The organism is Halomonas terrestris, assembly GCF_049166755.1.
Classification (GTDB): domain Bacteria; phylum Pseudomonadota; class Gammaproteobacteria; order Pseudomonadales; family Halomonadaceae; genus Halomonas.
Map to the genome: position 1 here is coordinate 146,562 of NZ_JBMHFZ010000005.1, position 24,165 is coordinate 170,726.

19 protein-coding genes are annotated in these 24,165 nt (G+C 68.5%); 13 read left to right on the forward strand and 6 right to left on the reverse strand.

Annotated elements, in window-relative coordinates:
* Positions 1-75 precede the first annotated feature (75 nt).
* Together gcvP and gcvH are read right to left on the reverse strand one after the other, a co-directional pair.
* Entirely contained in the window at positions 76-2,970 is a 2,895-nt protein-coding gene (gene gcvP, locus ACOMD9_RS07335; RefSeq protein ID WP_421413224.1) for an aminomethyl-transferring glycine dehydrogenase, read from the reverse strand.
* 103 nt (positions 2,971-3,073) lie between these two features.
* Positions 3,074-3,466, reverse strand: coding sequence for a glycine cleavage system protein GcvH (gcvH, locus tag ACOMD9_RS07340; RefSeq protein ID WP_421413225.1), 393 nt, complete (start codon positions 3,464-3,466; stop codon positions 3,074-3,076).
* Between the two features lie 542 nt (positions 3,467-4,008).
* Here gcvH and ACOMD9_RS07345 point away from each other — a divergent pair.
* Both ACOMD9_RS07345 and gcvT read left to right on the forward strand, forming a co-directional pair.
* Positions 4,009-5,415, forward strand: coding sequence for an alanine/glycine:cation symporter family protein (locus ACOMD9_RS07345; RefSeq protein ID WP_421413227.1), 1,407 nt, complete (start codon positions 4,009-4,011; stop codon positions 5,413-5,415).
* 75 nt (positions 5,416-5,490) lie between these two features.
* On the forward strand, positions 5,491-6,600 hold the full coding sequence (gene gcvT / locus ACOMD9_RS07350; RefSeq protein WP_421413230.1) for a glycine cleavage system aminomethyltransferase GcvT: 1,110 nt from the start codon (positions 5,491-5,493) through the stop codon (positions 6,598-6,600).
* Between the two features lie 107 nt (positions 6,601-6,707).
* Here the strand turns inward: gcvT and ACOMD9_RS07355 are convergent, their stop codons facing one another.
* Genes ACOMD9_RS07355 through ACOMD9_RS07370 form a run of 4 tightly spaced genes read right to left on the reverse strand, consistent with a single transcriptional unit; the run spans position 6,708 to position 10,773 of the window.
* Positions 6,708-8,807, reverse strand: coding sequence for a YjbH domain-containing protein (locus tag ACOMD9_RS07355; protein ID WP_421413233.1), 2,100 nt, complete (start codon positions 8,805-8,807; stop codon positions 6,708-6,710).
* A complete protein-coding gene (locus tag ACOMD9_RS07360; protein ID WP_421413234.1) occupies positions 8,804-9,586 on the reverse strand; it encodes a hypothetical protein in 783 nt (260 codons plus the stop codon). The genes ACOMD9_RS07355 and ACOMD9_RS07360 overlap by 4 nt, the downstream gene beginning before the upstream one ends.
* A 27-nt stretch (positions 9,587-9,613) precedes the next feature.
* Positions 9,614-10,348 carry a YjbF family lipoprotein gene (locus ACOMD9_RS07365; protein ID WP_421413236.1) on the reverse strand — a complete coding sequence of 245 codons (735 nt, stop codon included), beginning with the start codon at positions 10,346-10,348 and terminating at the stop codon, positions 9,614-9,616.
* The gene (locus tag ACOMD9_RS07370) at positions 10,348-10,773 is read right to left on the reverse strand and encodes a hypothetical protein (RefSeq protein ID WP_421413237.1); all 426 of its coding nucleotides are present in this window, start codon (positions 10,771-10,773) and stop codon (positions 10,348-10,350) included. Before ACOMD9_RS07370 ends, ACOMD9_RS07365 begins: the two co-directional genes overlap by 1 nt.
* Before the next feature lie 759 nt (positions 10,774-11,532).
* On the opposite strand from ACOMD9_RS07370, the gene ACOMD9_RS07375 reads away from it, so the two are divergent.
* From ACOMD9_RS07375 to ACOMD9_RS07425, 11 genes are all read left to right on the forward strand, one after another.
* Positions 11,533-12,654: a polysaccharide export protein gene (locus ACOMD9_RS07375; RefSeq protein ID WP_465249805.1), complete on the forward strand. Its 1,122-nt coding sequence runs from the start codon at positions 11,533-11,535 to the stop codon at positions 12,652-12,654.
* An 11-nt stretch (positions 12,655-12,665) separates the two neighbouring features.
* A complete protein-coding gene (locus ACOMD9_RS07380) occupies positions 12,666-13,124 on the forward strand; it encodes a low molecular weight protein-tyrosine-phosphatase (protein ID WP_421413239.1) in 459 nt (152 codons plus the stop codon).
* Positions 13,125-13,160: 36 nt separating this feature from the next.
* Positions 13,161-15,359 carry a polysaccharide biosynthesis tyrosine autokinase gene (locus ACOMD9_RS07385; protein WP_421413241.1) on the forward strand — a complete coding sequence of 733 codons (2,199 nt, stop codon included), beginning with the start codon at positions 13,161-13,163 and terminating at the stop codon, positions 15,357-15,359.
* 62 nt (positions 15,360-15,421) lie between these two features.
* A complete protein-coding gene (locus tag ACOMD9_RS07390) occupies positions 15,422-16,738 on the forward strand; it encodes a nucleotide sugar dehydrogenase (RefSeq protein ID WP_421413243.1) in 1,317 nt (438 codons plus the stop codon).
* A 38-nt stretch (positions 16,739-16,776) separates the two neighbouring features.
* Positions 16,777-17,727 carry a Gfo/Idh/MocA family oxidoreductase gene (locus ACOMD9_RS07395; RefSeq protein WP_421413244.1) on the forward strand — a complete coding sequence of 317 codons (951 nt, stop codon included), beginning with the start codon at positions 16,777-16,779 and terminating at the stop codon, positions 17,725-17,727.
* 8 nt (positions 17,728-17,735) lie between these two features.
* Positions 17,736-18,347 (forward strand): acyltransferase, encoded by a 612-nt coding sequence (locus ACOMD9_RS07400; protein ID WP_421413245.1) that lies wholly within the window; start codon positions 17,736-17,738, stop codon positions 18,345-18,347.
* Positions 18,348-18,381: 34 nt separating this feature from the next.
* On the forward strand, positions 18,382-19,467 hold the full coding sequence (locus ACOMD9_RS07405) for a DegT/DnrJ/EryC1/StrS family aminotransferase (RefSeq protein ID WP_421413248.1): 1,086 nt from the start codon (positions 18,382-18,384) through the stop codon (positions 19,465-19,467).
* A 26-nt stretch (positions 19,468-19,493) separates the two neighbouring features.
* A complete protein-coding gene (locus ACOMD9_RS07410; protein WP_421413250.1) occupies positions 19,494-20,939 on the forward strand; it encodes a lipopolysaccharide biosynthesis protein in 1,446 nt (481 codons plus the stop codon).
* A gap of 8 nt (positions 20,940-20,947) precedes the next feature.
* A complete protein-coding gene (locus ACOMD9_RS07415) occupies positions 20,948-22,564 on the forward strand; it encodes an asparagine synthase-related protein (RefSeq protein ID WP_421413252.1) in 1,617 nt (538 codons plus the stop codon).
* A gap of 3 nt (positions 22,565-22,567) precedes the next feature.
* On the forward strand, positions 22,568-23,239 hold the full coding sequence (locus tag ACOMD9_RS07420; RefSeq protein ID WP_421413254.1) for a GNAT family N-acetyltransferase: 672 nt from the start codon (positions 22,568-22,570) through the stop codon (positions 23,237-23,239).
* Positions 23,236-24,162, forward strand: coding sequence for a GNAT family N-acetyltransferase (locus ACOMD9_RS07425; RefSeq protein ID WP_421413256.1), 927 nt, complete (start codon positions 23,236-23,238; stop codon positions 24,160-24,162). Before ACOMD9_RS07420 ends, ACOMD9_RS07425 begins: the two co-directional genes overlap by 4 nt.
* The last annotated feature ends 3 nt before the right edge of the window (positions 24,163-24,165 follow it).

Below are 24,165 nucleotides of genomic sequence, written 5' to 3' on the forward strand. Positions count from 1 at the left end.
CCCGGACCCTGGGCACGACGCAGAGGCCCCGCCAACGGCGGGGCCTCTGCGTATCCGGCAGTTCAGTCGCGCCCTTCAGTCACGATAGGCGTCGATGCTCGGGCAGGAGCAGATCAGCTGACGGTCGCCGAAGACGTTGTCCACCCGGTTGACCGCCGGCCAGACCTTGGCCGCCTTGACGGCCTCGGACGGAAAGGCACCGAGCTCGCGCGAGTAGGGGCGCTGCCAGGCATCGTCCATCAGGTCGGCCATGGTGTGCGGGGCGTGCTTCAGCGGGTTGTCGTCGGCCGGCCAGTCACCGCGCTCCACCGCGTCGATCTCCTCGCGGATGGCGATCATGGCGTCGCAGAAGCGGTCGATCTCGTAGCGAGACTCCGACTCGGTGGGCTCGACCATCAGGGTCCCGGGCACCGGGAAGGACATGGTCGGGGCGTGGAAGCCGTAGTCCATCAGGCGCTTGGCGATGTCCTCCTCGTTGATGCCGGAGGTGGCCTTGAGCGGGCGGATGTCGATGATGCACTCGTGGGCCACGGTATCGTTGACGCCGCGATAGAGCACCGGGTAGTGCCTCTCCAGGCGCCTGGCGACGTAGTTGGCGTTGAGGATCGCCAGCTCCGTGGCACGCCTGAGGCCGCGCGCGCCCATCATCTTGATGTAGGCCCAGGAGATCGGCAGGATCGAGGCGCTGCCGTAGGCCGCCGCCGAGACCGCGCCGCAATCGGCATGCACGCCGTCGATGGGGGTGACCACATGGTTGGAGACGAAGGGGGCCAGGTGGGCCTTCACACCGATCGGGCCCATGCCGGGGCCGCCGCCGCCGTGGGGGATGCAGAAGGTCTTGTGCAGGTTGAGGTGCGAGACATCGCCGCCGAAGTCGCCGGGACGGCTGATGCCCACCTGGGCGTTCATGTTGGCGCCGTCGACATAGACCTGGCCGCCATGGCGGTGGACGATGTCGCATACCTCGCGCACGCTCTCCTCGAACACCCCGTGGGTGGAGGGGTAGGTGATCATGATCGCGGACAGGGCGGCGCTGTGCTGCTCGGCCTTGGCGCGCAGGTCCTCGAGGTCGATGTTGCCGTGGGCGTCGCACTCCACCACCACCACCTTCATCTGGGCCATGGCCGCCGAGGCGGGGTTGGTGCCGTGGGCGGAACTGGGGATCAGGCAGGCGTCACGGTGGCCCTCGCCGATGGCCGCCTGGTAGCGGCGGATCGCCACCAGGCCGGCATACTCGCCCTGGGCGCCGGAGTTGGGCTGCATCGAGATGTGGTCGTAGCCGGTGATCTCCACCAGGAAGGCAGCGAGCTCGTCGATCATCTGCCTGTAGCCGGCCACCTGCTCCTTGGGGGCGAAGGGGTGGATGCTGGCGAACTCGGGCCAGGTGATGGGGATCATCTCGCTGGTGGCGTTGAGCTTCATGGTGCACGAGCCCAGCGGGATCATGGCGTGGGTCAGTGACAGGTCCTTGTTCTCGAGGCGCTTGAGGTAGCGCAGCATCTCGGTCTCGCTGCGGTAGCGCCGGAAGGTGGGGTGGGTCAGGAAGTCCGACTCGCGGCGGCAGGCCGCCGGAATGCCGCTGATGCCCTGGGAGACCACGCGCTCGTCCAGGCCGGTCACCGAGAGCCCGTGCTCCTCGCCCAGCAGCACGTCGAACAGCACGTCGAGGTCGTGGGCGGTGGTGGTCTCGTCGAGGCTCACGCCGACGTCGCCATTGTCGAAATAGCGCAGGTTGATCTCGTGGGTCATGGCGCGGCCGTGGATCTTGCCGGCGTCCACGCCGGTCAGGCGCAGGGTGTCGAACCAGCTGTCGTGTGACAGCGCGACCCCTTTCTGCTTGAGCCCCTCGGCGAGCAGGGTGGTCAGGCGGTGGATGCGCCCGGCGATGGTGCGCAACCCCTCGGCGCCATGATAGACGGCATAGAAGCCGGCGATGTTGGCCAGCAGCGCCTGGGCGGTGCAGATGTTGGAGGTGGCCTTCTCGCGGCGGATGTGCTGCTCGCGGGTCTGCATGGCCATGCGCAGGGCGGTGTTGCCCCGGGTATCCCGCGACACGCCGATGATGCGGCCGGGAATCGAGCGCTTGAGCTTGTCGGTGGTGGCGAAGAAGGCGGCATGGGGGCCGCCGTACCCCATGGGCACGCCGAAGCGCTGGGAGCTGCCGAGCACGATGTCGGCCCCCAGGGCGCCGGGCTCCTTGAGCAGCACCAGGCTCATGATGTCGGCCGCGACGCAGGTCATGATGCCGCGTTCGGCGGCCCCGGCCAGCAGCGGCGCCAGGTCGCGTACCCGGCCGCCATCGCCGGGATACTGCAGCAGGGCGCCGAAGACGTCGGCATCGGCCAGCTCCTCGGCGGGGGCCACGATCAGCTCGAAACCGAAATACGCCGCACGGGTGCGCACCACGTCCAGCGTCTGGGGCAGGACGTCGGCGGCGATGAAGAAGGCATCGCTCTTCGACTTCCTGTTGGCGCGCTTGCACAGCGCCATGGCCTCGGCCGCCGCGGTCGCCTCGTCGAGCAGGGAGGCATTGGCCAGCCCCATCCCGGTAAGGTCCATCACCATCTGCTGGAAGTTGAGCAGTCCCTCCAGCCGGCCCTGGGCGATCTCCGGCTGGTAGGGGGTATAGGCGGTGTACCAGCCCGGGTTCTCCAGCACGTTGCGCTGGATCACCGGCGGCAGGTGGGTGTCGTGGTAGCCCTGACCGATATAGGTCTTGAACACCTTGTTCTGGCGCGCCAGGCGCATCAGGTAGTCCAGCGCCTCGGCCTCGCTGCGGGGCGCATCCAGGGCCAGTTCACGCTCGAGCCGGATGCCGGCCGGCACGGTGCGCTCGATCAGCGTCTCGAGGCTGTCCAGGTCCAGGGTGGCCAGCATGGCGTCGATGTCGTCGGCGTCCGGGCCATTGTGGCGTTGGAGGAAGTCATCGTGTGCGGCCAGTTCGGCCAGTCGGCGGTTGTCGAGAGACATGGAACACCCTGTGGTGGCTGGGCCTGCCGTATCGGCGGCGGTCGGCAAGAGTGAGGCATCCCCGGCCGGGGTGGCCGGGGGGCGGAGAGGGGCGAGCGACGGGTCAGTCGTCGGCGTCGGCCACGGACCGGTAGGCGTCGGCGTCGAGCAGTGCCTCGAGGGCGGCGGTATCGGTGATACGGACCTTCATGATCCAGCCATCCTCGTAGGGGGATTCGTTGAGGGTCTCGGGGGCGTCCTCGAGGGCCTCGTTGACCTCGACGATCTCGCCGGCCACCGGGGCATAGAGGTCGGAGGCCGCCTTGACCGACTCGACCACGCCGAACTCCTCGTTGTGCTCGAGGGAGCGACCCACCTCGGGCAGCTCGACGAATACCACATCACCCAGTGCCTGCTGGGCATGGTCGGTGATGCCGATGGTCACGGTGCCGTCGCTGTTGTCCAGCACCCATTCATGGCTTTCGGCGTAACGCAGGTTGGCGGGAATTGAGCTCATCACATTTTCCTATACGAAAAAGGTTTTCCGGATGGGCGAATGCTAACGCCATTGGCGGCGTTTGGCGAGTCCACCCTTGGCATTGCCCGCGGACTGGCCGGCAGGGCGCTGCCCGCCATCAGGGTGGCCCGCTCCGGGCGTATCGTCCAGTGCCATTCGGCCACGGGCCGCGCAACGCCGTGCCCATGGCGACGAGTCGACAGATGGCGTTGCCCCTCACTACGCTTGAGGGAGCCGTCTGGCCCGGCCGCCAGCAGTGCCGGCGAGCAGCAGTTGCGTGACCGGCGAGGGGCGCGGTAGAGTCCGCGTTTCCAATAGGAAACAAGTTTCTCGCCATGTATATGGCCGTGCCGCTCACTCCCCCCGCAAGGTGATCTTCTCGCTCTGCGAGGCTGGTGTCAGAATGGCATGATCCGCTAAGGTACGCGGTCCGATCCTGCCTTTCATTCGCCAGATAGCGACCGAGGCATGATGATCGACTCTTCGGCTTGGCCTGCAGCACGGGAAGCAGGCCATAACAACAAGCGTAAAGGGAGACTTCCGTGGAAACCTTGAACAGTATCTTTGGCGCCATCAACAGCGTGGTGTGGGGGCCCTTGATGCTCATCCTGCTGCTCGGGGTGGGCCTCTACCTGCAGATCGGCCTGAAACTCATGCCGATCCGCAAGCTCGGCACGGGCTTCCGGCTGATGTGGCAGGGGCGTGATCGCAAGCTGGCGCCGGGCGAGAAGAGAACGAAGGAAGAAGAGGGGGAGATCTCGCCCTTCAACGCGCTGATGACGGCGCTCTCCGCCACCATCGGCACCGGCAACATCGCCGGCGTGGCCACGGCCATCGCCCTGGGCGGCCCGGGGGCGGTGTTCTGGATGTGGATCACCGCCCTGGTGGGCATGGCCACCAAGTTCGCCGAGGCGGTACTGGCGGTGCGCTACCGCGAGACCGACAGCACCGGCTATCACGTCGGCGGGCCGATGTTCTACATCAAGAACGGCCTGGGCACGAAGTGGCTCTGGCTGGGCGGCGCCTTTGCCTTCTTCGGGGCGATCGCCGCCTTCGGCATCGGCAATACCGTGCAGTCCAACTCCGTGGCGGATGCCCTGGACTCGACCTTCGGCCTGCCCCACTGGCTGACCGGCGTGGTGATCATGGTGCTGGCCGGTGCGGTGATCCTGGGCGGCATCAAGCGTATCGCCAGGGTGGCGGGCAAGCTGGTGCCGATCATGGGCATCCTCTACATACTCGCCGGCCTGCTGGTGCTGATCGTCAATGCCGCTCAGATCGGCGAGGCCTTCCGGCTGATCTTCTTCTACGCCTTCAATCCCATGGCCGCGGCCGGCGGCTTCGCCGGCGCCGCGGTGATGGCGGCCATCCGCTTCGGCGTGGCGCGCGGCATCTTCTCCAACGAGGCCGGCCTCGGCAGTGCGCCCATCGCCCACGCCGCGGCCCAGACCCGGAACCCGGTACGCCAGGGCCTGATCGCCATGCTCGGCACCTTCATCGACACCATCATCGTCTGCACCATCACCGCCCTGGTCATCCTGACCTCCACGGTATGGATCGAGGGCGAGGCGGGGGCCTCGCTGACGGCGCTCTCCTTCGATGCGGCATTGCCGGGCTTCGGCAACCAGATCGTCTCGCTGGCGCTGGCGGTCTTCGCCTTCACCACCATCCTCGGCTGGTCCTTCTATGGCGAGAAGTGCTTCCAGTTCCTGTTCGGTACCCGTTCGATCATGCTCTACCGGGTGCTGTTCGTGCTGGCCATTCCGCTGGGCGCCATGGCGCAGCTGGGCTTCATCTGGCTGATGGCCGATACCTTCAATGCGATGATGGCGATCCCCAACCTGATTGCCCTGGCCCTGCTGTCGCCGGTGGTGTTCAAGCTCACCCGTGACTACTTCGACGGCAAGGAGGTCCTGCCGGGCGAGGAACTCGACCACGACAAGCCGTGATCGGCACCGGTGACCGGGAGATGCCCGCGTGGCATCTCCCGCGAGCCACGATTCCATGACCCATGAGGAAACGACATGAGCGAACTCAAGCGAACGCCACTGCATGACCTGCACCGGGAGCTGGGGGCGAAGCTGGTGCCCTTCGCCGGCTACGAGATGCCGGTGCAGTATCCACTCGGTGTGAAGAAGGAGCATGAGCATACCCGTGCCTCCTGTGGCCTGTTCGATGTCTCCCACATGGGTCAGGTCCTGCTGAGTGGACCGTCCCCCGCCCAGGCGCTGGAGACCCTGGTGCCGGCCGATATCCTCGGCCTGGCCGAGGGCATGCAGCGCTATGCGCTGTTCACCAGCGAGGAGGGCGGTATTCTCGACGACCTGATGGTGGTCAACGCCGGCGATCACCTCTACCTGGTGGTCAATGCCGCCTGCAAGGAGCAGGACATCGCTCACCTGCGCCGTGGCCTGAGCGAGCACCGGATCGAGGTGGCCGACCGTGGCCTGCTGGCCCTGCAGGGTCCGCAGGCCGCCGCGGTGATGCAGCGGCTCTGTCCCGAGGCCTGCGAACTCGTCTTCATGCAGCATGCCCGGTTCGAGATCGAGGGCATCGAGGTGTGGGTCAGCCGCAGCGGCTATACCGGTGAGGATGGCTTCGAGATCTCGGTGGCGGCGGGCGATACCGAGGCGCTGGCCAGGCGCCTGCTGGCGGAGGAGGAGGTCGAGGCCATCGGCCTGGGGGCCCGCGACTCCCTGCGCCTCGAAGCCGGCCTCTGCCTCTACGGCCATGACATCGATACCACCACCACGCCGGTGGAGGCTGGGCTGATCTGGGCCATCGGCAAGCCGCGGCGTCGCGGCGGCGAGCGTGCCGGCGGTTTCCCCGGTGCCGATCTGATCCTGCACCAGGTCGAGGCGAAGGACCACCGCCGCAAGCGGGTGGGCCTGCTGGGCGAGGGGCGTGCGCCGGTGCGCGAGGGCGCCGAGCTGTTCAGCGAGGATGGCCGGCATGTCGGGACGGTGACCTCCGGCGGCTTCGGGCCCTCCGTCGGTCGCCCGGTGGCCATGGGGTACGTGGCCATCGAGGAGGCCGCCATCGGCGGCGTGGTGCATGCCGAGGTGCGCGGCAAGCGGTTGCCGATGACGGTCACCCGGATGCCCTTCGTGGCCCCCGGCTATTATCGCGGCTGAGCATTTTTATACCGTTATCTTGCCTGCCGACCGGCAGGAATCCCACGCCCCGGCCTGGAACGGCCACCTCTCCGGAGGTGGCCGTTTTCCGTGTGCAGGGGGTTGCCTCACCGCAGGGCGTCGTCGTAGTCCTGCCAGTAGCGCCCCATCTGACGCTCCTCGGTCAGGTCATGGAGCTGGAAGCGGCGGGCCAGCCGGGCACCGCCGTCCCGGGTGAGTGGCTGCCAGGCGATGCGGGCGCGCTGCCGGGTGGAGCGCACGAAGAAGGCATCCAGCGGCAGCGACAGGTAGATCCCCTTGTCGAAGCTGCCCTCGCCGAAATCACTGCCGGCATCGGTGAAGGTGGTCCAGCCGCCCAGGCGGACGCCGGAGTCGAACTCCCGTGACAGGTCGACGGTCACCCCGAGGTCGCCGGCCAGGTAGCGGCCCACGCTGACCTTGGCCCGCACGTCTTCGAAGCCGGTCTGCCAGTAGCCGGTGAGGTGGCCCGTCCAGGTGCTGTAGTCGCGCAGCGCGAGGCGCTGGTCGAAGTCGCGCTGCCTGACCCAGTTGAGGTCGAGGCCCAGTGCGACATCACCGTTGAAGGGGCGATAGAGCACCTCGCCGCCGATCCCCGCGAACATGGTCTCGAGCAGTCCGCCGTAGCCGATGGCGTACCAGTCGTCGCCGAGCCGGGCGGTCTGGCTGTACTGCAGGTTGCTGATGCCGATGTCGGTCTCGGCCAGGTAGTCGCCGATATGGGTCCGTACCCGCGGCAGTCGAGAATCGGCAAGGTACTGGTATTCCTCGAGATTGTCGGCCAGGGTGTAGGCCAGTGTGGCCGAGACCCAGTTGCCGGCCCCCAGTCGGTACTCGCTGTCGAGGTTGGCGGAGATGCGGTAGAGATAGCCGTCGGGGCCGCCGAAGTTCTGCTCGAGCACCGGGCCCAGGCTCCAGCTGAGGCGGCGCGGTGCGTTCTCGTGGAGAATCTCCCCCCGGGCCGGCTGCAGGGCGCCGTGGGCATAGATGCCGTGGCGGTGGTCCACGGTGTCGTCGGCCGACGTGACGGCGGCCACCAGGGCGCTGCGGTCGTGCACGCTCTCGCGGAGGTCCAGTCCTCGCTCCTGCCAGCGAAAGCGGAAGGTCTCCACCTCGCCGCCCAGCCGGTTGTGCAGCACTCTTCCGGCGCGCTGTTCGCTCAGCGCCAGCGAGGGATAGTGCGTCGGTTCCCCCTCGACGATCACCGCGTTGCCGTCCTGGCGCAGTCGACGCACGTCGATGCCGGCGTTGTCGGCGAGCTCGCGACTCAACCCCTGCCAGTCCCGGGTATGCTCGGCGGGAGCCGGTCCCAGCGGGACCGGTGCCGGATCCCGCTTGGCCTGGGAGAGGGTCGCGAGGTTGGTGGAGAGGGTGATGCCGAGCATGGCGGTATCGCCGCGTTGCCAGCCGGCCTTGAGCTCGATGCCCTCGGTCAGTCGATAGCGGGCACCCAGGTTGACCCGCGACGCCTGGTTCTGGTGGTTGCGCTGGGGTTCCCGCTGATAGTCGTTGCCCTCCAGCTCGAGCTGCAGGACCAGCGGCTCCCAGGGCGTCCGGTACTCGATGCCGCCGAACACGGCCGCCGGCCCGCTGAACAGGCTGCCCAGGTTGAGGGTGCCGCCGTCGTCGCCCGAGCTGAAGCCCGTGCGCCGATCGAAGCGATCGTCGAGCCCTGCCAAGGGGTTGGCGATATCGTCCTGGTTGCCCAGGTACCCCCAGCCGATCCCCAGGCTGACATCGAGATCGTGCCAGCGCTTGCTCGCCACCAGGTATTCGGCACCGAAGAGCCCGGTGCCGCCCATGTCGCGCACGCCCGCGGCGAGCTCCGGCAGGTAGCGACTCTCCTCACGCAGGCGCAGCTTCGCGTCGATGCCCTTGTCCAGGTTGTTGCGATCGTCCGTCGCCGCCAGGTACCGACGGTTCTCGACCTCCACGTAACGGAAGCCGGCCTCCAGCCACTCGGTGGGCTGGAAGAAGAGGTTGTAGCGCCGATACGGGGCGGTGCGCGAGAAGGAGAAGGCGAAGTCGCCCAGGGGGGCCATGCGCGCCGTGGGCGTCTGCATCAGGCCGATGCCGCCGAAGTCGCCCTGGCCGCGGCCGAGGTCGGCCTGGGCGGCGGCAGCCGCCGTCAGGCCGATCGCCAGGGCCAGGGGCGAGCGCAGCAGGCGGCGTCGTTCGAGTCCATTCATGGGGTCTTGTCGACATCCGTTTCGGTGAAGTCGAGGCTGTGGCAGTGCTCTCCAGGCAGCCGTGAGGCGAGAAATTCCGGCAGGGCCCGGTTCACCCAGTCGGCTTCCCGGCTATCGCCGGGCAGCTGCAGGACGATTCGGCTGCCTGGCACCAGCGGGCTCTCCTCGGCGTTCCAGGCGGCGATGCCGTGGCGGCGCGGTGGACTCTGGGGGGCGATGACCCAGGCCTCGTCGGCGGGCTGCCAGTGCGCTCCGGGCTGGTCGCGCAGCGCTCGCTGCAGCGTCATGCCGGGTGACCAGTGGCGGCGGGTGACGCCGCCGAAGGTCCACAGCTCCACCCAGTCGGGAGGCTGGCACTCGCCGACCGTGCTCAGGGTCGAAAGCCGTGGGTCATGGCGCGGGGCGGCGAGCAGGGCGGCCAGGTCGGCCCGTGCCGGGGTACGGCCACCCTCGCGGAACAGCACATCGATTGCCGACTGCCAGCCGGCCAGGGCCCTGGCCACGGAGCGCTGGCCGTCGAGTCGCCAGTGGGTGGCGAGGGTCGCGAGTTCCTCCCGGAGCCTCAGGGCCTGGCGTCGCTGGGGTCCGTGGTGGTCCCGGCGCAGATAGTAGGTGAAGGCGGGGTGGTCGGATGACCCGCCACGGGCCAGCCAGTAATCCGAAAGCCGCGGCGATTCGGCCACGGCGTTCGATGTCGGGCCGATCAGCAGGGCCGCCAGCGCCAGTCGGCCGGCCATCCCGGCCGGCGAGCGATGATGGAAGGTTCCTTTATCCAGCATGGTGGTTTCTCGTGGGGCGGCCGTGGGTCAGTCCGGTGTCTCGTCGGGAGTGGTCCGGGAGGCGATGTCCTCTGCATCGGTCCACCAGGGGCGCGCCACCTGCCAGCGCAGGCGCTGGCCACCGGGCCAGGCGGTGACGTCACCGGCCCAGACGCGACGGCTGTCCGGGTCGCGCCATAGCCGGTTGGTGGTGCGCTTGCCGTCCGGCCAGTGCAGGTGCTCGGTGCAGGGCTCCAGGGCAAGGGTCGTCAGCGGCAGGGCCCGGGGGCGGGGGGCGTCGCACGCCAGGCTGACACTGGCCGTGGCGCGGTGCTCGGTCCCGTCACCGTCCCGCCAGTGGGCATGCAGGCGATAGCGACCCGACGCGTCGCTGGCTTCGCGCCACTGGCCCAGCAGGGTGGCCTCGAAGCCGGCACTTGTCATGGGGAGGCCGTCCCGCAGATGGAGGGTGGCGCGGTCGCCGGCCTGCCAGTAGGTGTCCCGGCCGCTGTCGCCGCTGCGGTGGGCCATCACCATCAGGGCCTCGTTGCCATCGCTGGTCATCGCCAGCGAGGCATAGGGCAGGGCAGCGGCACGTGCGGCGGCGTCGCTCCCGCGCCAGGGGGCGACCAGGGATTCCCCCATGGGCGTCAGGCCTCCCCCCTGGACGCAGCCGCCGAGCCCCAGGGCCAGGACGAGTGGCAGGCAATGACACGCCAGGGCCGCCCTGCGGCGGCCCTGGCAGTGCTCACGCGGCCTGTTGAGCCGAGTGTCGTGGTCCATCAGCGGGTACCGGTCCCCGTGCCCGTGCCGGTCCCCGTACCGGTGCCGCCGGTGGCGCCGGTCACGACACCGATCCCCACGGCGCCCTGGTCGATGGCACCGGCGATGGCGTCACCGGAACTCCCCGGCGCATCGCCCGAGGCGCCTCCGCCGGCGGTCACGCCACCGCTGGCGACCGCGTCGGGTGCCGGGGTGTTGCCCGAGTTGCCGGGGGCCCCGGGGGCCTGGGTGTTGCCTGTGCCCAGGTTGGCATCGGCAGAAGCGCCGGCACCCACCGAAGCGCCGCTGTCGAGATTGGCGTTGCCTGCCGCATTGGCCTCGCCGGTCCCCGAGGCCTGCTGGGCGAGAGCGAATGGCGAAAGCGCCATCAGGGCGATTCCCGTGATGGCGGCGGTCCGCTTCAAGGGTGCAAGGGTGTGGATCATGGATGTCGTACTCCTGTGGTTGAGCCGGAAAGGCTCCGGACTGGATCCCGCCGGAGGCGATCCGGTGTGGCATACGCAAGGGGACGCTACCCGGTTGGTGGCGCCTTGCTCATGGCCAAGGCCTTAAATCGCCTCAGGTTAATGATGTAATACACCAAGGGTTAAACGGGAGAAAGAAACCGATATTTTTGTAGTTATAACTTTTGTAATTGATGGTAATAAATTGAAAAATTGAAAAATTCAGGGATGACAAGCAGTCAAAAAGGATTATGCTTTTCCTCGTTCCAGTGAAAGCATCCAGGGATTAGGACGCTCTCGTCGCACTCTTGCCTGACCCGTCATTCATCGCCACTCGGCTGCCTCGGCCGAAGTGCCGGTGCGTGTCGTCTTCTGGTAGCCCGGGCTTCAGGGATTGCCTGCCGACCCTGCGGCGGTAGCGTGTCTGAAACGCCGTCATGGTGCGGATCGCCGATCGGTGGGAGTGTCGGAATTCGGCTACGCCGTCGCCGGGGAACGACAAGAAAAGATTCTGTGCATGTTTTGCGACAGGCGTAGCTGATGATTGTCGCTGTACGGCAACGTTGATGTGTTAAATGTCGACAGTTGCGAAAAATATAATATTGTGAACAAGTGTTATTTTCTTCAAATAAAGGTGTCTATTCAGCGGGAATGGAGTGCGATTGCCGTCGGGGCCGAGACGGTATCAGGGATGGTAACGACAACGGCTTGCAAGTGAGAAGTGTAATGACGCTCAAACGGATGCGCCGGATGATGACCGGCGCGCTACTGGCCACTGGCCTGATCGCCCTGCAGGGCTGCGCCTTCGCGCCCGGCGGGCACATCGACTACCGCACGGATGCGGCTCCCCTCGACGACCTGGTGGATATCGAGCCCATCACCTTCGGGCTGGTGCGCTCCCAGCGGCGTGGGGATATCGACCCGGACGACATCGGCCGCATCAGCGAGTCGCTGCGCGGCGACATGAGTGCCTACGACTACCGGATCGGCAAGGGCGACGTGTTGAGCATCATCGTCTATGACCACCCTGAGCTGACCATCCCGGCGGGCGGCGAGCGCAGTGCCGCGGAGTCCGGCAACGTCGTGCACAGCGACGGTACCATCTTCTATCCCTATATCGGTCGCATCGAGGCCCTCGGCCTCACCGTCGCCGAGGTGCGCGACATCATCACCCGGGGGCTGGAGCCCTATGTGGCCATGCCTCAGGTCGAGGTGCGGGTCGCCGAGTTCAAATCCCAGAAGGTCAGCGTGACCGGGGCGGTGGCCGAGCCGGGGACGCTGCCGATCAGCAACGTGCCGATGACGGTCCTGGACGCGATCAACCTGGCCGGTGGGCCGAGCGAGGAGGCCAACTGGCACGAGGTGATCCTGACCCGGGAGGGAGAGGAGACCCGGATCTCGCTGCACGACATGCTCAACAACGGTCGGCTGGCCCAGAACCGGCTGCTGCGGGATGGCGATCTGGTGCATGTCCGCGACAACACCGACCAGAGGGTCTATGTGATGGGCGAGGTTCGCGATGCCCGGAGCCTGCCGATGGGCGGGAGTCGCCTGACCCTGACCGATGCGCTGTCCGAGGCCGGCGGCATCGACGAGGGCAACGCCAACGCCTCGGGCATCTTCGTCATCCGTCGAGCGTCCCCGGATAGCGACAAGCTGGCAACCGTCTATCAGCTCGACGCCCGCAACGCCACGGCGCTGATGCTCGGCACCGAGTTCGAGCTGCAGCCCACCGACGTGATCTACGTGACCACGACCCCCCTGGGTCGCTGGAACCGCGTGATTCGCCAACTGCTGCCCACGGTCAGCAGCCTCTACCAGACCACTCGCACCGGGCGTGAGCTCGAGCGCGTCGGCGAATGAGCGGGGGCGCCGTGTTCCAGCGAATCCTGGTGGTCTGCATCGGCAACGTCTGTCGCAGTCCGGTCGGCGCGGCCCTGCTGCGGCAAGGACTGCCCGGTTGCCACGTCACCTCCGCGGGCCTGGGCGCGCTGGTCGGCGAGGGGGTCGAGCCCGTGGCCCGCCGGCTGGCCGAGGCCGACGGCCTCGACGTGGCCGGGCATCGCGCCCGTCAGCTGGATGGCGGCCTGGTCCGGGACGCCGACCTGGTGCTGGTGATGAGCGAGGGCCAGCGGCTGGCCATTGCCGAACGATTCCCCTCGGCGACGGGCAAGACCATGGGCTTCGGGCGCTGGCTGCCGGACGAGGGAGGGAAAGGGGGGGATATCCCCGACCCCTATCGCAGGAGCGAAGAGGTCTTTGTCCACGTGCACGAACGGCTCACCGACGCCGCCCGAGGCTGGCTCGCCCGGCTCGGTGCCGGCCGGCGCTGACGTGACGTCATCGACCCATCTGTTCAGGACGTATTCATGGCGAAAGACATCAAGGCGGGCTCGCGCCCGACCCACGACGATATCGACCTCGGGCGGCTGTTCGGCGTGCTGCTGGACAGCAAGTGGCTGATCGTCGTTGTCACGACCCTGTTCGCGCTGGCGGCCATCGTGCAGGTGCAGCTGGCCACGCCGATCTATCGCGCCGATGCCCTGGTGCAGGTCGAGGGCAAGACCGGGCTCAGCAACCCGCTGGCCGAGGTGCGTTCGATTCTCGGTGAGGAGCCCAAGGCGGAAGCCGAGCTGGAGATCCTGCGCTCGCGCATGGTGCTGGGCAAGGCGGTGGACCAGGAGCGGCTCGACATCGTGGTGATCCCGACGCGCCTGGCCCTGGTCGGCGGCTTCCTGGTACGTCGCGGCATGGAGCGCCCCGGCTTTGCCGAGCGCAGCGTCTGGGCCGGGGAGTACCTCAACATCGGCAGTCTCGAGGTCGACGAGGAGTGGCTTGGTCGGGCCTTCCGCCTGGTGGCAAGCGAACCGGGTCGCTACCGCCTCTACCATGGCGAGACACGGCTCGGCGAGGGGCGCGTGGGCGAGGACGAGGCGTTCCTCGACGGTCAGGTGGCGCTGCGCGTCGCCGAGCTGGAGGCCGGTGAGGGGGCCGAGTTCACCGTCGTCCGGCGTACCCGGCTGGCGGCGATCAACCACCTGCGGTCGCGGTTCAGCGTCGGCCAGCGTGGCCGCGACAGTGGCGTCTTCAACATGACCCTGACCGACGAGGATCCCGAGCGTGCCCGGCGCACCCTGAGCGTGATCGGGCAGATCTACCTGACCCAGAACGTCGAACGCCAGAGTGCCGAGGCGGAGCAGAGCCTCGAGTTCCTCGAGGAGCAGGTGCCCGAGGTGCGCACCGAGCTGGCCACCGCCGAGGATGCCCTCAACGCCTATCGCATGGAACACGACAGCGTCGACCTCTCCCTGGAGACCCGGTCGGTGCTCGATCGGGTGGTCGAGCTGGAGGCGCAGCTCAGCGAGCTGGAGATGGAGCAGGCGGAGATTCGCCGGCGCTACAACGGTGCGCACCCGACCTATGCGGCGCTGATGGAGAAGCGCGAGAACCTGGAGCGGAGCCGCGATCGACTCAACGAGCAGATCCACGAGCTGCCCGAGACGCAGCAGCAGATCCTGCGCATGTCCCGGGACGTGGAGGTGACCCAGCAGGTCTACGTGCAGCTGCTCAACAAGATCCAGGAGATGAGCATCACCAAGGCCAGCACCGTGGGCAACGTGCGCATCCTCGACGACGCCGTGGCCCAGCCGGGGCCGGTGGAGCCGCGCAAGCCGGTCACCGTGGCGCTCTTCACCCTGATCGGTGGTTTCCTGGCGGTGGCCTTCGTGCTGGTGCGCAGCATCTTCAACCGAGGCGTGGAGAGTGCCGACCAGCTCGAGGAGCTGGGGCTGCCGGTCTATGCCACGGTGCCGCTCTCCGAGGACCAGCAGAAGCTGGTGCGCCGCTTCAAGCGGCGGCACCAGAAGCGAGGCCGCGAGGTGGCGTGCGGGGTGCTGGCCCAGAACTCCCCCGACGATACCTCCGTCGAGGCGCTGCGGGGCCTGCGCACCAGCCTGCACTTCGCCATGCTCGAGGCACCCGACAACCGCCTGATGATCACCGGCCCCAGCCCGAACATCGGCAAGAGCTTCATCAGCGTCAACCTGGGCGCCGTCATCGCCCAGGGCGGGCAGCGGGTGCTGGTCCTGGACGCCGACATGCGCAAGGGGCACGTGCACAGCGCCTTCAACGCCGACAGCCAGGGGGGGCTCTCCGAGGTGCTGGCCGGCAAGTGCGAACTCGACGCGGTGCTTCGCCAGTCGCCGATCAATGGCCTGAGCTACGTGGCCCGCGGCAAGGCGCCGCCCAACCCGGCGGAGTTGCTGATGGGCGACCGCTTCAGCCGGCTGCTCGAGGTCCTCAGCGAGCGCTACGACCTGGTGATCGTCGACACGCCGCCGGTCCTGGCGGTGACCGATGCCGCCGTGGTCGGACGCCAGAGCGGCACCACCCTGATGGTCGCGCGCTTCGGACTCAATCCCCCCCGTGAGATCGACGTGGCGATCCGGCGCCTCGAGAGCAGTGGCGTCGCGGTCAAGGGCGGCATCCTCAATGCCATCGAGCGCAAGGCCGCCACCAGCTATGGCTATGGCTACTACCACTACGCCTACAAGACCACCGACACCTAGATTTCTGCCTCCGCAATGGCGGAGATCTGCCTCAACCCATCACACCACACCATGGAAGCGTCATGACCATCATCAAAGATCGAGTGATTGACCGGCTGGAGCGCAAGGAAGCCGTGATCGGGATCGTCGGGCTCGGCTATGTGGGCCTGCCCCTGATGCTGCGCTACAGCGACATCGGCTACCGGGTGCTGGGCATCGATATCGATGCCGCGAAGGTGGACAGGCTCAACGCCGGGGGAAGCTACATCGAGCACATCCCCGGCGAGCGGGTCGCCCGTGCCCGCGATACCGGCTTCGAGGCCACTACCGACTTTGCCCGGGTGGCCGAGGCGGATGCCGTCATCCTCTGCGTGCCCACCCCGCTCAACAGGTATCGCGAGCCCGACATGAGCTTCGTGATCAGGACCGTGGATGCGCTGAAGGGCCATCTGCGCGAGGGCCAGGTCATCTCCCTGGAGAGCACCACCTACCCCGGCACCACCGAGGAGGAGCTGCTGCCGCGGGTCGAGGAGGGCGGCCTGGCGGTCGGTGAGCAGCTGTTCCTGGTCTACTCCCCGGAGCGCGAGGACCCGGGCAATCCGGACTTCGAGACCCGCACCATTCCCAAGGTGGTGGGCGGTCATACGGCGGCCTGCCGGGACGTGGGGGTGGCGCTGTATCGGCCGGCCATCGACCGGGTGGTGCCGCTGAGCTCCACCAGGGCCGCCGAGATGACCAAGCTGCTCGAGAACATCCACCGGGCGGTGAACATCGGCCTGGTCAACGAGATGAAGGTGGTGGCCGACCGCATGGGCATCGACATCTTCGAGGTGGTGGATGCCGCGGCCACCAAGCCCTTCGGCTTCACCCCCTACTACCCGGGGCCGGGGCTCGGCGGCCACTGCATCCCCATCGATCCCTTCTACCTGACCTGGAAGGCCCGCGAGTACGGCCTGCATACCCGCTTCATCGAGCTCTCCGGCGAGATCAACCAGGGCATGCCCGAGTACGTGGTGGGCAAGCTGATGGAGGGGCTCAACCAGCAGGGACGTGCCCTCAAGGGCAGCCGGGTACTGGTGCTGGGCATCGCCTACAAGAAGAACGTCGACGACATGCGCGAGTCGCCCTCGGTACGGATCATGGAACTGGTCCGCGACCGCGGCGCCGAGGTCGCCTACAGCGACCCCCACGTGCCGGCCTTCCCGGTCATGCGCGAGCACCACTTCGACCTGGAGAGCGTGCCGCTCGCCCCCGCCACCCTGGGCGAATACGACGCCGTGGTGCTGGCCACCGACCATGACCGCTTCGACTACGACACGATCCGTGCCCACGCCCGGCTGATCGTCGACACCCGCGGGATCTACCGCGGCGACGCCATCGACAAGGTGATCAAGGCCTGAGCACCGACTCGACCCACCATGAGCAGAAGGAACACGCCATGAAGTACTTCGCACTGATCGGCGCCGCCGGCTACATCGCCCCGCGCCACATGAAGGCCATCAAGGAGACCGGCAATCACCTGGCGGTGGCCTACGACATCAACGACTCGGTGGGCATCATCGACTCCGTCTCGCCGGAGAGCGAGTTCTTCACCGAGTTCGAGTGCTTCCACGAGCACGCCTGGCAGCGTCGTCGCGATCCCTATACCGCGCTGGACTACGTGGCGGTCTGTTCGCCCAACCACCTGCACCATGCCCATATCACCGCCGGGCTGCGCCTGGGCTGCGACGTGATCTGCGAGAAGCCGCTGGTGCCCACCCCGGCGCTGCTCGACGAACTCGAGCGGGTCGAGCAGGAGACCGGCAAGCGGGTCTACAACATCCTGCAGCTGCGTCACCATCCGTCGATCCTCGAGCTCAGGGAGCGGGTCGCCGCCGAGGCGCGCCACGACAAGCACGACGTCGAGCTGACCTACATCACCTCCCGCGGCAGGTGGTACCAGGAGAGCTGGAAGGGTGACCCGCGCAAGTCCTACGGGGTGGCCACCAACATCGGGGTGCACTTCTTCGACATGCTGCACTTCGTCTTCGGCGACCTCGAACGCAACGTCCTCCACCACGCCGACGAGCAGCGTGCCGCCGGTTACCTGGAGTACGAGAAGGCGCGGGTGCGCTGGTTCCTCTCCATCGATGGCGACGACCTGCCCTCGAGCGTCGAGGGTCAGCAGACCACCTACCGTTCGATTCTCTGCGAAGGGCGCGAGATCGAGTTCTCCGGTGGCTTCACCGACCTGCATACCGTCAGCTATCGGGAGATCCTCGCCGGGCGTGGCTACGGCATCGGGGATGCCCGCCACTGCATCGAGACCGTGGACTTCCTGCGCAACGCCGCCCCCGAGGCACCGGCGACCGGTGAGGCCCATCCCTGTCTCAAGCGCTTCGTGCTGTGAGGTCGGCCATGCACAGCAAACCGAACGACGGCGCCTCCCCGGACATCCAGGTCCACCCCAGTGCCATCGTCGACGCGGGGGCCGAGATCGGGGAAGGCTCCCGTGTCTGGCATTTCGTCCACGTCTGCGGCGGGGCGCGCATCGGTCGCGAGGTCTCGCTCGGCCAGAACGTCTTCGTCGGCAACCGGGTGGTGATCGGCGATCGCTGCAAGGTGCAGAACAACGTCTCGGTCTACGACAACGTCTCCCTGGAGGCGGGGGTGTTCTGCGGGCCGAGCATGGTGTTCACCAACGTGCACAACCCGCGCTCGCTGGTCGAGCGCAAGGACGAGTATCGCGACACCCGGGTGCGCGAAGGCGCCACCCTGGGGGCCAACTGCACCATCGTCTGCGGGGTGACCATCGGCCGCTTCGCCTTCGTCGGTGCCGGCGCCGTGGTCAGCCGCGACGTGCCGGATTTCGCGCTGGTGGTGGGTGTGCCGGGGCGCCAGGTGGGCTGGATGAGTCGCCATGGCGAGCGCCTGGACCTGCCGCTGGAGGGCGAGGGCGCGGTGACCTGTCCGCATACCGGCGACCGCTACCGCCTGCATGGCCGCACCGTCACCTGCGACCCGGCCTGACGCCGGACGGCAAGACACAAGGGAAGGGACACGAATGGAATTCATCGACCTCAAGGCCCAGCAGTTGCGGATCCGCGAACGGATCAACGCCGGTATCCGCAACGTCCTGGAGCACGGCAAGTACATCCTCGGACCCGAAGTGGGCGAGCTCGAGCGGCGCCTCGCCGACTATGTCGGCGTGCGCCACTGCATCAGCTGTGCCAACGGTACCGATGCCCTGCAGATCGCCCAGATGGCGCTGGGCATCGGCCCCGGCGACGAGGTGATCACGCCCGGCTTCACCTATATCGCCACCGCCGAGACCGTGGCCCTGCTGGGGGCACGCCCGGTCTACGTGGACATCGAACCGCGCACCTACCTGCTCGACCCGGCCAGGCTCGAGGCGGCCATCACCCCGCGCACCCGGGCGATCATCCCGGTCTCGCTCTACGGTCAGTGCGCCGACATGGATGCCATCAACGACATCGCCGGGCGCCACGGCATCCCGGTGATCGAAGACGCGGCCCAGAGCTTCGGCGCCACCTATCGGGGCCGGCGCTCCGGCAGCCTCTCGACCATCGCCGCCACCTCCTTCTTCCCCAGCAAGCCCCTGGGCTGCTATGGCGATGGTGGGGCGCTGTTCACCGACGACGACGAGCTGGCCAGGGTGCTGCGCCAGATCGCCCGCCACGGGCAGGACCGTCGCTACCACCACGTGCGGGTCGGCATCAACAGCCGCCTGGATACCCTGCAGGCGGCGATCCTGCTGCCCAAGCTCGACATCCTCGACGAGGAGCTGCTGCTGCGCGAGAAGGTGGCGCAGGGCTATGCCCGCCTGCTCGGTGCCGCGGGTCTCGAGACGCCCCGCATCGACCCCCGCAACACCAGCGCCTACGCCCAGTACACGGTGGAGGTGGAGGACCGCGAGGTGGTGCTGGCGCGCCTGGCCGAGGCGGGCATCCCCACGGCGGTCCACTACCCGATCCCGCTCAACCAGCAGCCGGCGGTGGCCGATCCCTGTGCCGAACTGCCGGTGGGCAACGCCGCTTCACGGCGCGTGATCAGCCTGCCCATGCACCCCTACCTGGGCGCCGACGACCAGCACCGGATCGTCACCGCGCTGCAGGAAGCGTTGCTCTAGCCGGTCGACCAGAGGGAGTTCCCCGCGTGCTGAATCGTCTCGCCGCTCCGGCCCGTCGCCTGCTGCCGACCCACGCCTTCGCCCGGGGGGTCAGCGTGCTGGTGGGCGGTACCGCCAGCGCCCAGCTGCTCACGGTGCTGGCCGCGCCGCTGCTCACCCGGCTCTATGCGCCCGAGGACTTCGGCATGCTGGCGGTGTATGGCGCCCTCCTGGCGCTGTTCACGGTGGTGGCCAGCGGCCGTTACCAGCTGGCCATCCCGCTGCCCGAGTCGGACCGCGAGGCTGCCGAGGTGGTGGTGCTGAGCCTGGCCGTGGTGGTGCTCGCCACCCTGGTCTCGCTGCTGCTGGTCGCCCTGGCCGGCGAGCACCTGGCCGGTCTGCTCGGGGTGCCGGCACTGGCCCCCTGGCTGTGGCTGCTGCCGCTCGGAGTGGTGCTGGCCGGCGGCTACCAGGCGGTCAGCCACTGGGCGGTGCGTACCCGCGCCTTCCCGGCCATCGCCGCCACCCGCATCAAGCAGTCCCTGGCGCTGCTGGGGATCCAGCTCGCGGCCCACCCGCTGGGTGGGGTGGGGCTGATCCTCGGCCAGGCCGTGGGGCAGGGCATGGGAACCCTGTCGCTGGCCCGAGCCGCCCTGAGGGCCGTCTCCGATCATCGGGTGCGCCCGGCCGGCGTGCTGGCGGCCGCCGTCCGCTACCGGCGCTTCCCGCTCTTCTCCACCTGGTCGGGGCTGTTCAATACCCTCGGCAAGCAGTTGCCGCCCCTGCTTTTTGCGGCGCTGTTCAGCCCGTGGGCGGCGGGGCTGTACGCCCTGGCCCATCGGGTGCTCGCCATGCCCATGGCGCTGGTGGGCGAGGCGGTGGGCAAGGTGTTCTTCTCCAGTGCCGCCGAGGCCCATCGCGCGGGGCGCCTGGGGCCCCTGGTGGCGAAGGTCCACGCCATCCTCGCCCAGATCGCCATGCCGCCGGCCATCGTGCTGGTCCTGGCCGGGCCCGCCCTGTTTGCCCTGGCCTTCGGCGAGAGCTGGCGGCAGGCCGGCGAGTTCGCGAGATGGATGGCGCCCTGGCTCTACATGGTGTTCGTCACCTCGCCGCTGAGCCACCTGTTCTCGGTGATGGAGCGCCAGTGGCAGGGCATGGCCTTCCAGGCGCTGCTCCTGGGGGTGCGGGTCATGGCCATCGGCCTGGGCGCTGCCCTCGATGACCTGCTGCTCACCGTGGCGCTCTTCTCGCTCTCCAGCACCGCCTGCTGGATCGGCTTCCTGGCCTGGCTCACGGCCATCACCGGCAACCGCTGGACCGCCCTGGTGCTGCCCACCGGCGCGGCCCTGGCCTGGAGCCTGGCGATGATGCTGCCGCTGGCGATCGCCATGGGGGTGGCCCCGGAAGGCTCGCCGTGGGCCGTGGCGCTGTTCCTCAGCGGGGTCCTGGTGGCGCTGCGTTACCTGTTCCTGTTTCGAAAGGCCTACCCATGAGTTGTTCGATGCATTGTCACTTCACCTCGCCGCGCTGGCAGGCCAGCGAACTGCCGGGTGGCCACGGCCACCTGTGTGGCATCGCCTGGCGAGGCGCTGCTCGCCTCGGCCCCGCGGACCTCGGCGAGCTGGTCGACCCGGCCGTGGACCCGGGTCGCTGGCGGGCCCGTCTCGCCGACCTCAACGGTTTCCATGCCCTGGTGCGACACGACGCCTCGGCCCTGGTGGCTGCGGTCGACCGGATCCGCTCGATCCCGCTCTACTACGGCGTGGCCGATGGCAGGCTCTACCTCAGCGACGATGCCGACTGGGTGCGTCGCCAGGTCGGCGAGGAGACCATGAGCGAGGCGGCATGCACCGACTTCGCCCTGGCCGGCTATGTCACCGGCCGTGACACCCTCTACCGCCGCGTCAAGCAGCTGCTGGCCGGCGAGGCACTGGTGGCCCGTGACACCGACACGGGACTGTCGATCTCGCTGGAACGCTACTACCGCTTCAGCCATGCCGAGGTGCCCGGGCGTGGCGATGCCGAGCGTCAGGCGGCCCTCGGGGAGGTCACCGAGGCCGCCTTCCGGCGGTTGGTCGAGGTCGCCGACGGCCGCCAGATCGTGGTGCCGCTCAGCGGCGGCCACGATTCGCGCCTGGTGGCCACCATGCTGGCTCGCCTCGACTATCCCCGGGTGCTGACCTACGCCTACGGTCACCGCGGCAACCGCGAAGCCGAGGTGAGCCGTGAGGTGGCGGCCCGGCTCGGCCTGGCCTGGACCTTCGTGGAATACTCGGAGACGGCCTGGCAGGCTGTGGCCGCCACCCGCGCCTACTGGGACTACCAGCAGTGGGCCTCGGGTTGGCACAGCATTGCCAACATGCAGGACTGGCTGGCCGTCAAGCGGCTCACCGAGCGTGGCGAGGTCGAGTCGGGGGCGCTCTTCGTCCCCGGGCACTGTTGCGTGACCGGCTTCGTGCCGCCGGCACTCTTCGCCGCCGAGCGCGAGTCCCGCACGCTGGCGGCGGGCGAGCTCGCCGAGGCGCTGCGCGATCGTCACTTCGTGCTGCGCCAGGGCGAAGGCAGCCAGGCGTGTTTCCACGACCAGGTGCTGCCGCGCCTGGCCGGGAGCTATCCGCTGGACGAGGCCCTGTCGGCCGATGCCTTCCTGCAGGCGTTCGTGCTGTTCGGCTGGCAGGAGCGCCAGGCCAAGTTCATCGTCAACACGGTGCGCTCCTTCGAGTATTTCGGCCACGACTGGTGGATGCCGCTCTACGACCGCGAGTTCATGGCGTTCTGGCAACACGTCCCGCTCCGCTGGCTCGACGGCCGCCAGGCTTATGTGGCCTTCGTCGACCGCGAGTTCGCGGCGGTCAGCGGCATCGACACTCCGCTGGGCAACGCCGCTCAGCAGTCGCGCCGGAGCCTGCGCGCACGCCTGACCCGCCTGGCGGCCTTCCGCCGAGGGCCGGGGGCCCGCGTCAAGCGAGCCGTGAAACGGCTGGTGCCGGGCCTGGCCCGGGGCAACACCCTCGCTTCCGGCGGCCGTTTCCCGCCGGAAACCCTCGAGCGTCTCAGGGCCCGCGGCTACTCCCACAACGGGGTGGCGGCGCAGCTCTTCCTCGAGAGGTTCTCCTGAGCCATGGCCCTTTCCCGGTTGATACGTCGCCTCCAGGGGCCGGTCGCTGCGGCTGCCATGCTGGCGCGCAATCTGCTCCGTGCCCGGAGGCTGGCCCCGGTGGAGCCCAGGACCCAGGGGGACTACCGCTTCGAGGGCATGGGCCGCCGCCACCTGGCCGGGGCGCTGGCCCTCTATGCCGGGCTGCATGACGGCAAGCCGCTGGACCCGGCACGCCGGCTGCTCTACCGCCTCGCGGGGGGGCGCCTGGGCGTGGTGGCCCTGGACCCGGAGCGCCGGGTGGTGGCTGCGGGCTTCTACGGCTTCAGCCCCCGGGACCTGCACGAGGGCCGGGTGCACGCCGCCTTCAGCGGCGTGCTGCCTGCCCACCGCGGGCGAGGGCTGGCCACCGAGGTGCGCCGCACCGCGATCCTGCACTTTCGCGCCAACGGCCTGACCGGCTACTCGTCACGCATCTCCGCGGACAATGTCGCCTCGCTCAAGGCCAGCCACAAGCTGGGCTTCCGCGTGGTGGACCGCTACACGGATGCGGCGAGGGGCGAGGCGCGCTGTTACCTGGTCTGCGACTTCGACAATGACTTTCGCGACTCCAACCCCCGTGATGCCGACCCCACCGGCTCCACAGCAGCCGACAGGGACTCGCGGCTGAACCCGGCAAAGGATTCTGCACGATGAAGAGCGATCCCCTGTTCCATCCGGGATGGATACGTTTCAACGAGCAACGATGGGGCCTCACCGCCGAGACGGTGACGCTGGCGCCTGACAGGGGGGATGCCTGGCGGCTCGACACGGTGCTCTACCGCAACGCTCGCGGTCGCCTGGTGACGCCGCCGCGCAATCCCCACCTGCCGGTCGATTTCCGCTGTGCCAGCGAGCGCCCCGCATCGGTCAACCGGCGCAAGCGCCTGGCCCTGACCCGGCTGGCCGAGTGCCTGCGCGAGAACGGGCTGGGCGGCAGCCTCAGCCTCTCCTCGGTCGCCGACGACGTGCGCCCCTTCGAGTGGGCGCGGATGACGGCACGCCCGCGCTTCACCTACCACCTGGATATCGCCGACCGCGACCAGCGCATCGACCCCAGCGCGCGCAAGAAGGCACGCAAGTGCCGGCGCCTCGACTACGACTGCGAGATCACCCACGACTACGCCGCCGTGGCCGGCTGCCTGGCCGGTCCCGAGGCACGCCGCGGGTTCGACTACCGCCTGGGGGCCGACGAGCTCGAGCGCCTCGCCGGGCTGATGGGGCCCGACCACTTCGTCTGCTTCCTGGCCCGCAACGCCCGCGGCGAGCCGATGGGGACCCGGGTCTGTCTCTACACGCCCGGTGGCCACGCCCTGGCGTGGTCGGCGGGCATGAAGACCGAGGCCATGAAGGATGGCGTCAACAACCTGGTGGCCGAGGAGGCGCTGGCGTTCTTCGCGGACAAGGGCTGCACGGTCTTCGACTTCATCGGCGCCAACATCCCCCCGGTGGCCGAGATGAAGGAGGCCTGGGGCGGACGCCTGGTCTGCCACTACGCGATCAGCCAGCGCGGCGTCCGCCAGCTGGCTCGGGAGGCCTACATCACGGCCCGCACCCTGCTGAAGAGGGAATCCAAGTGAACG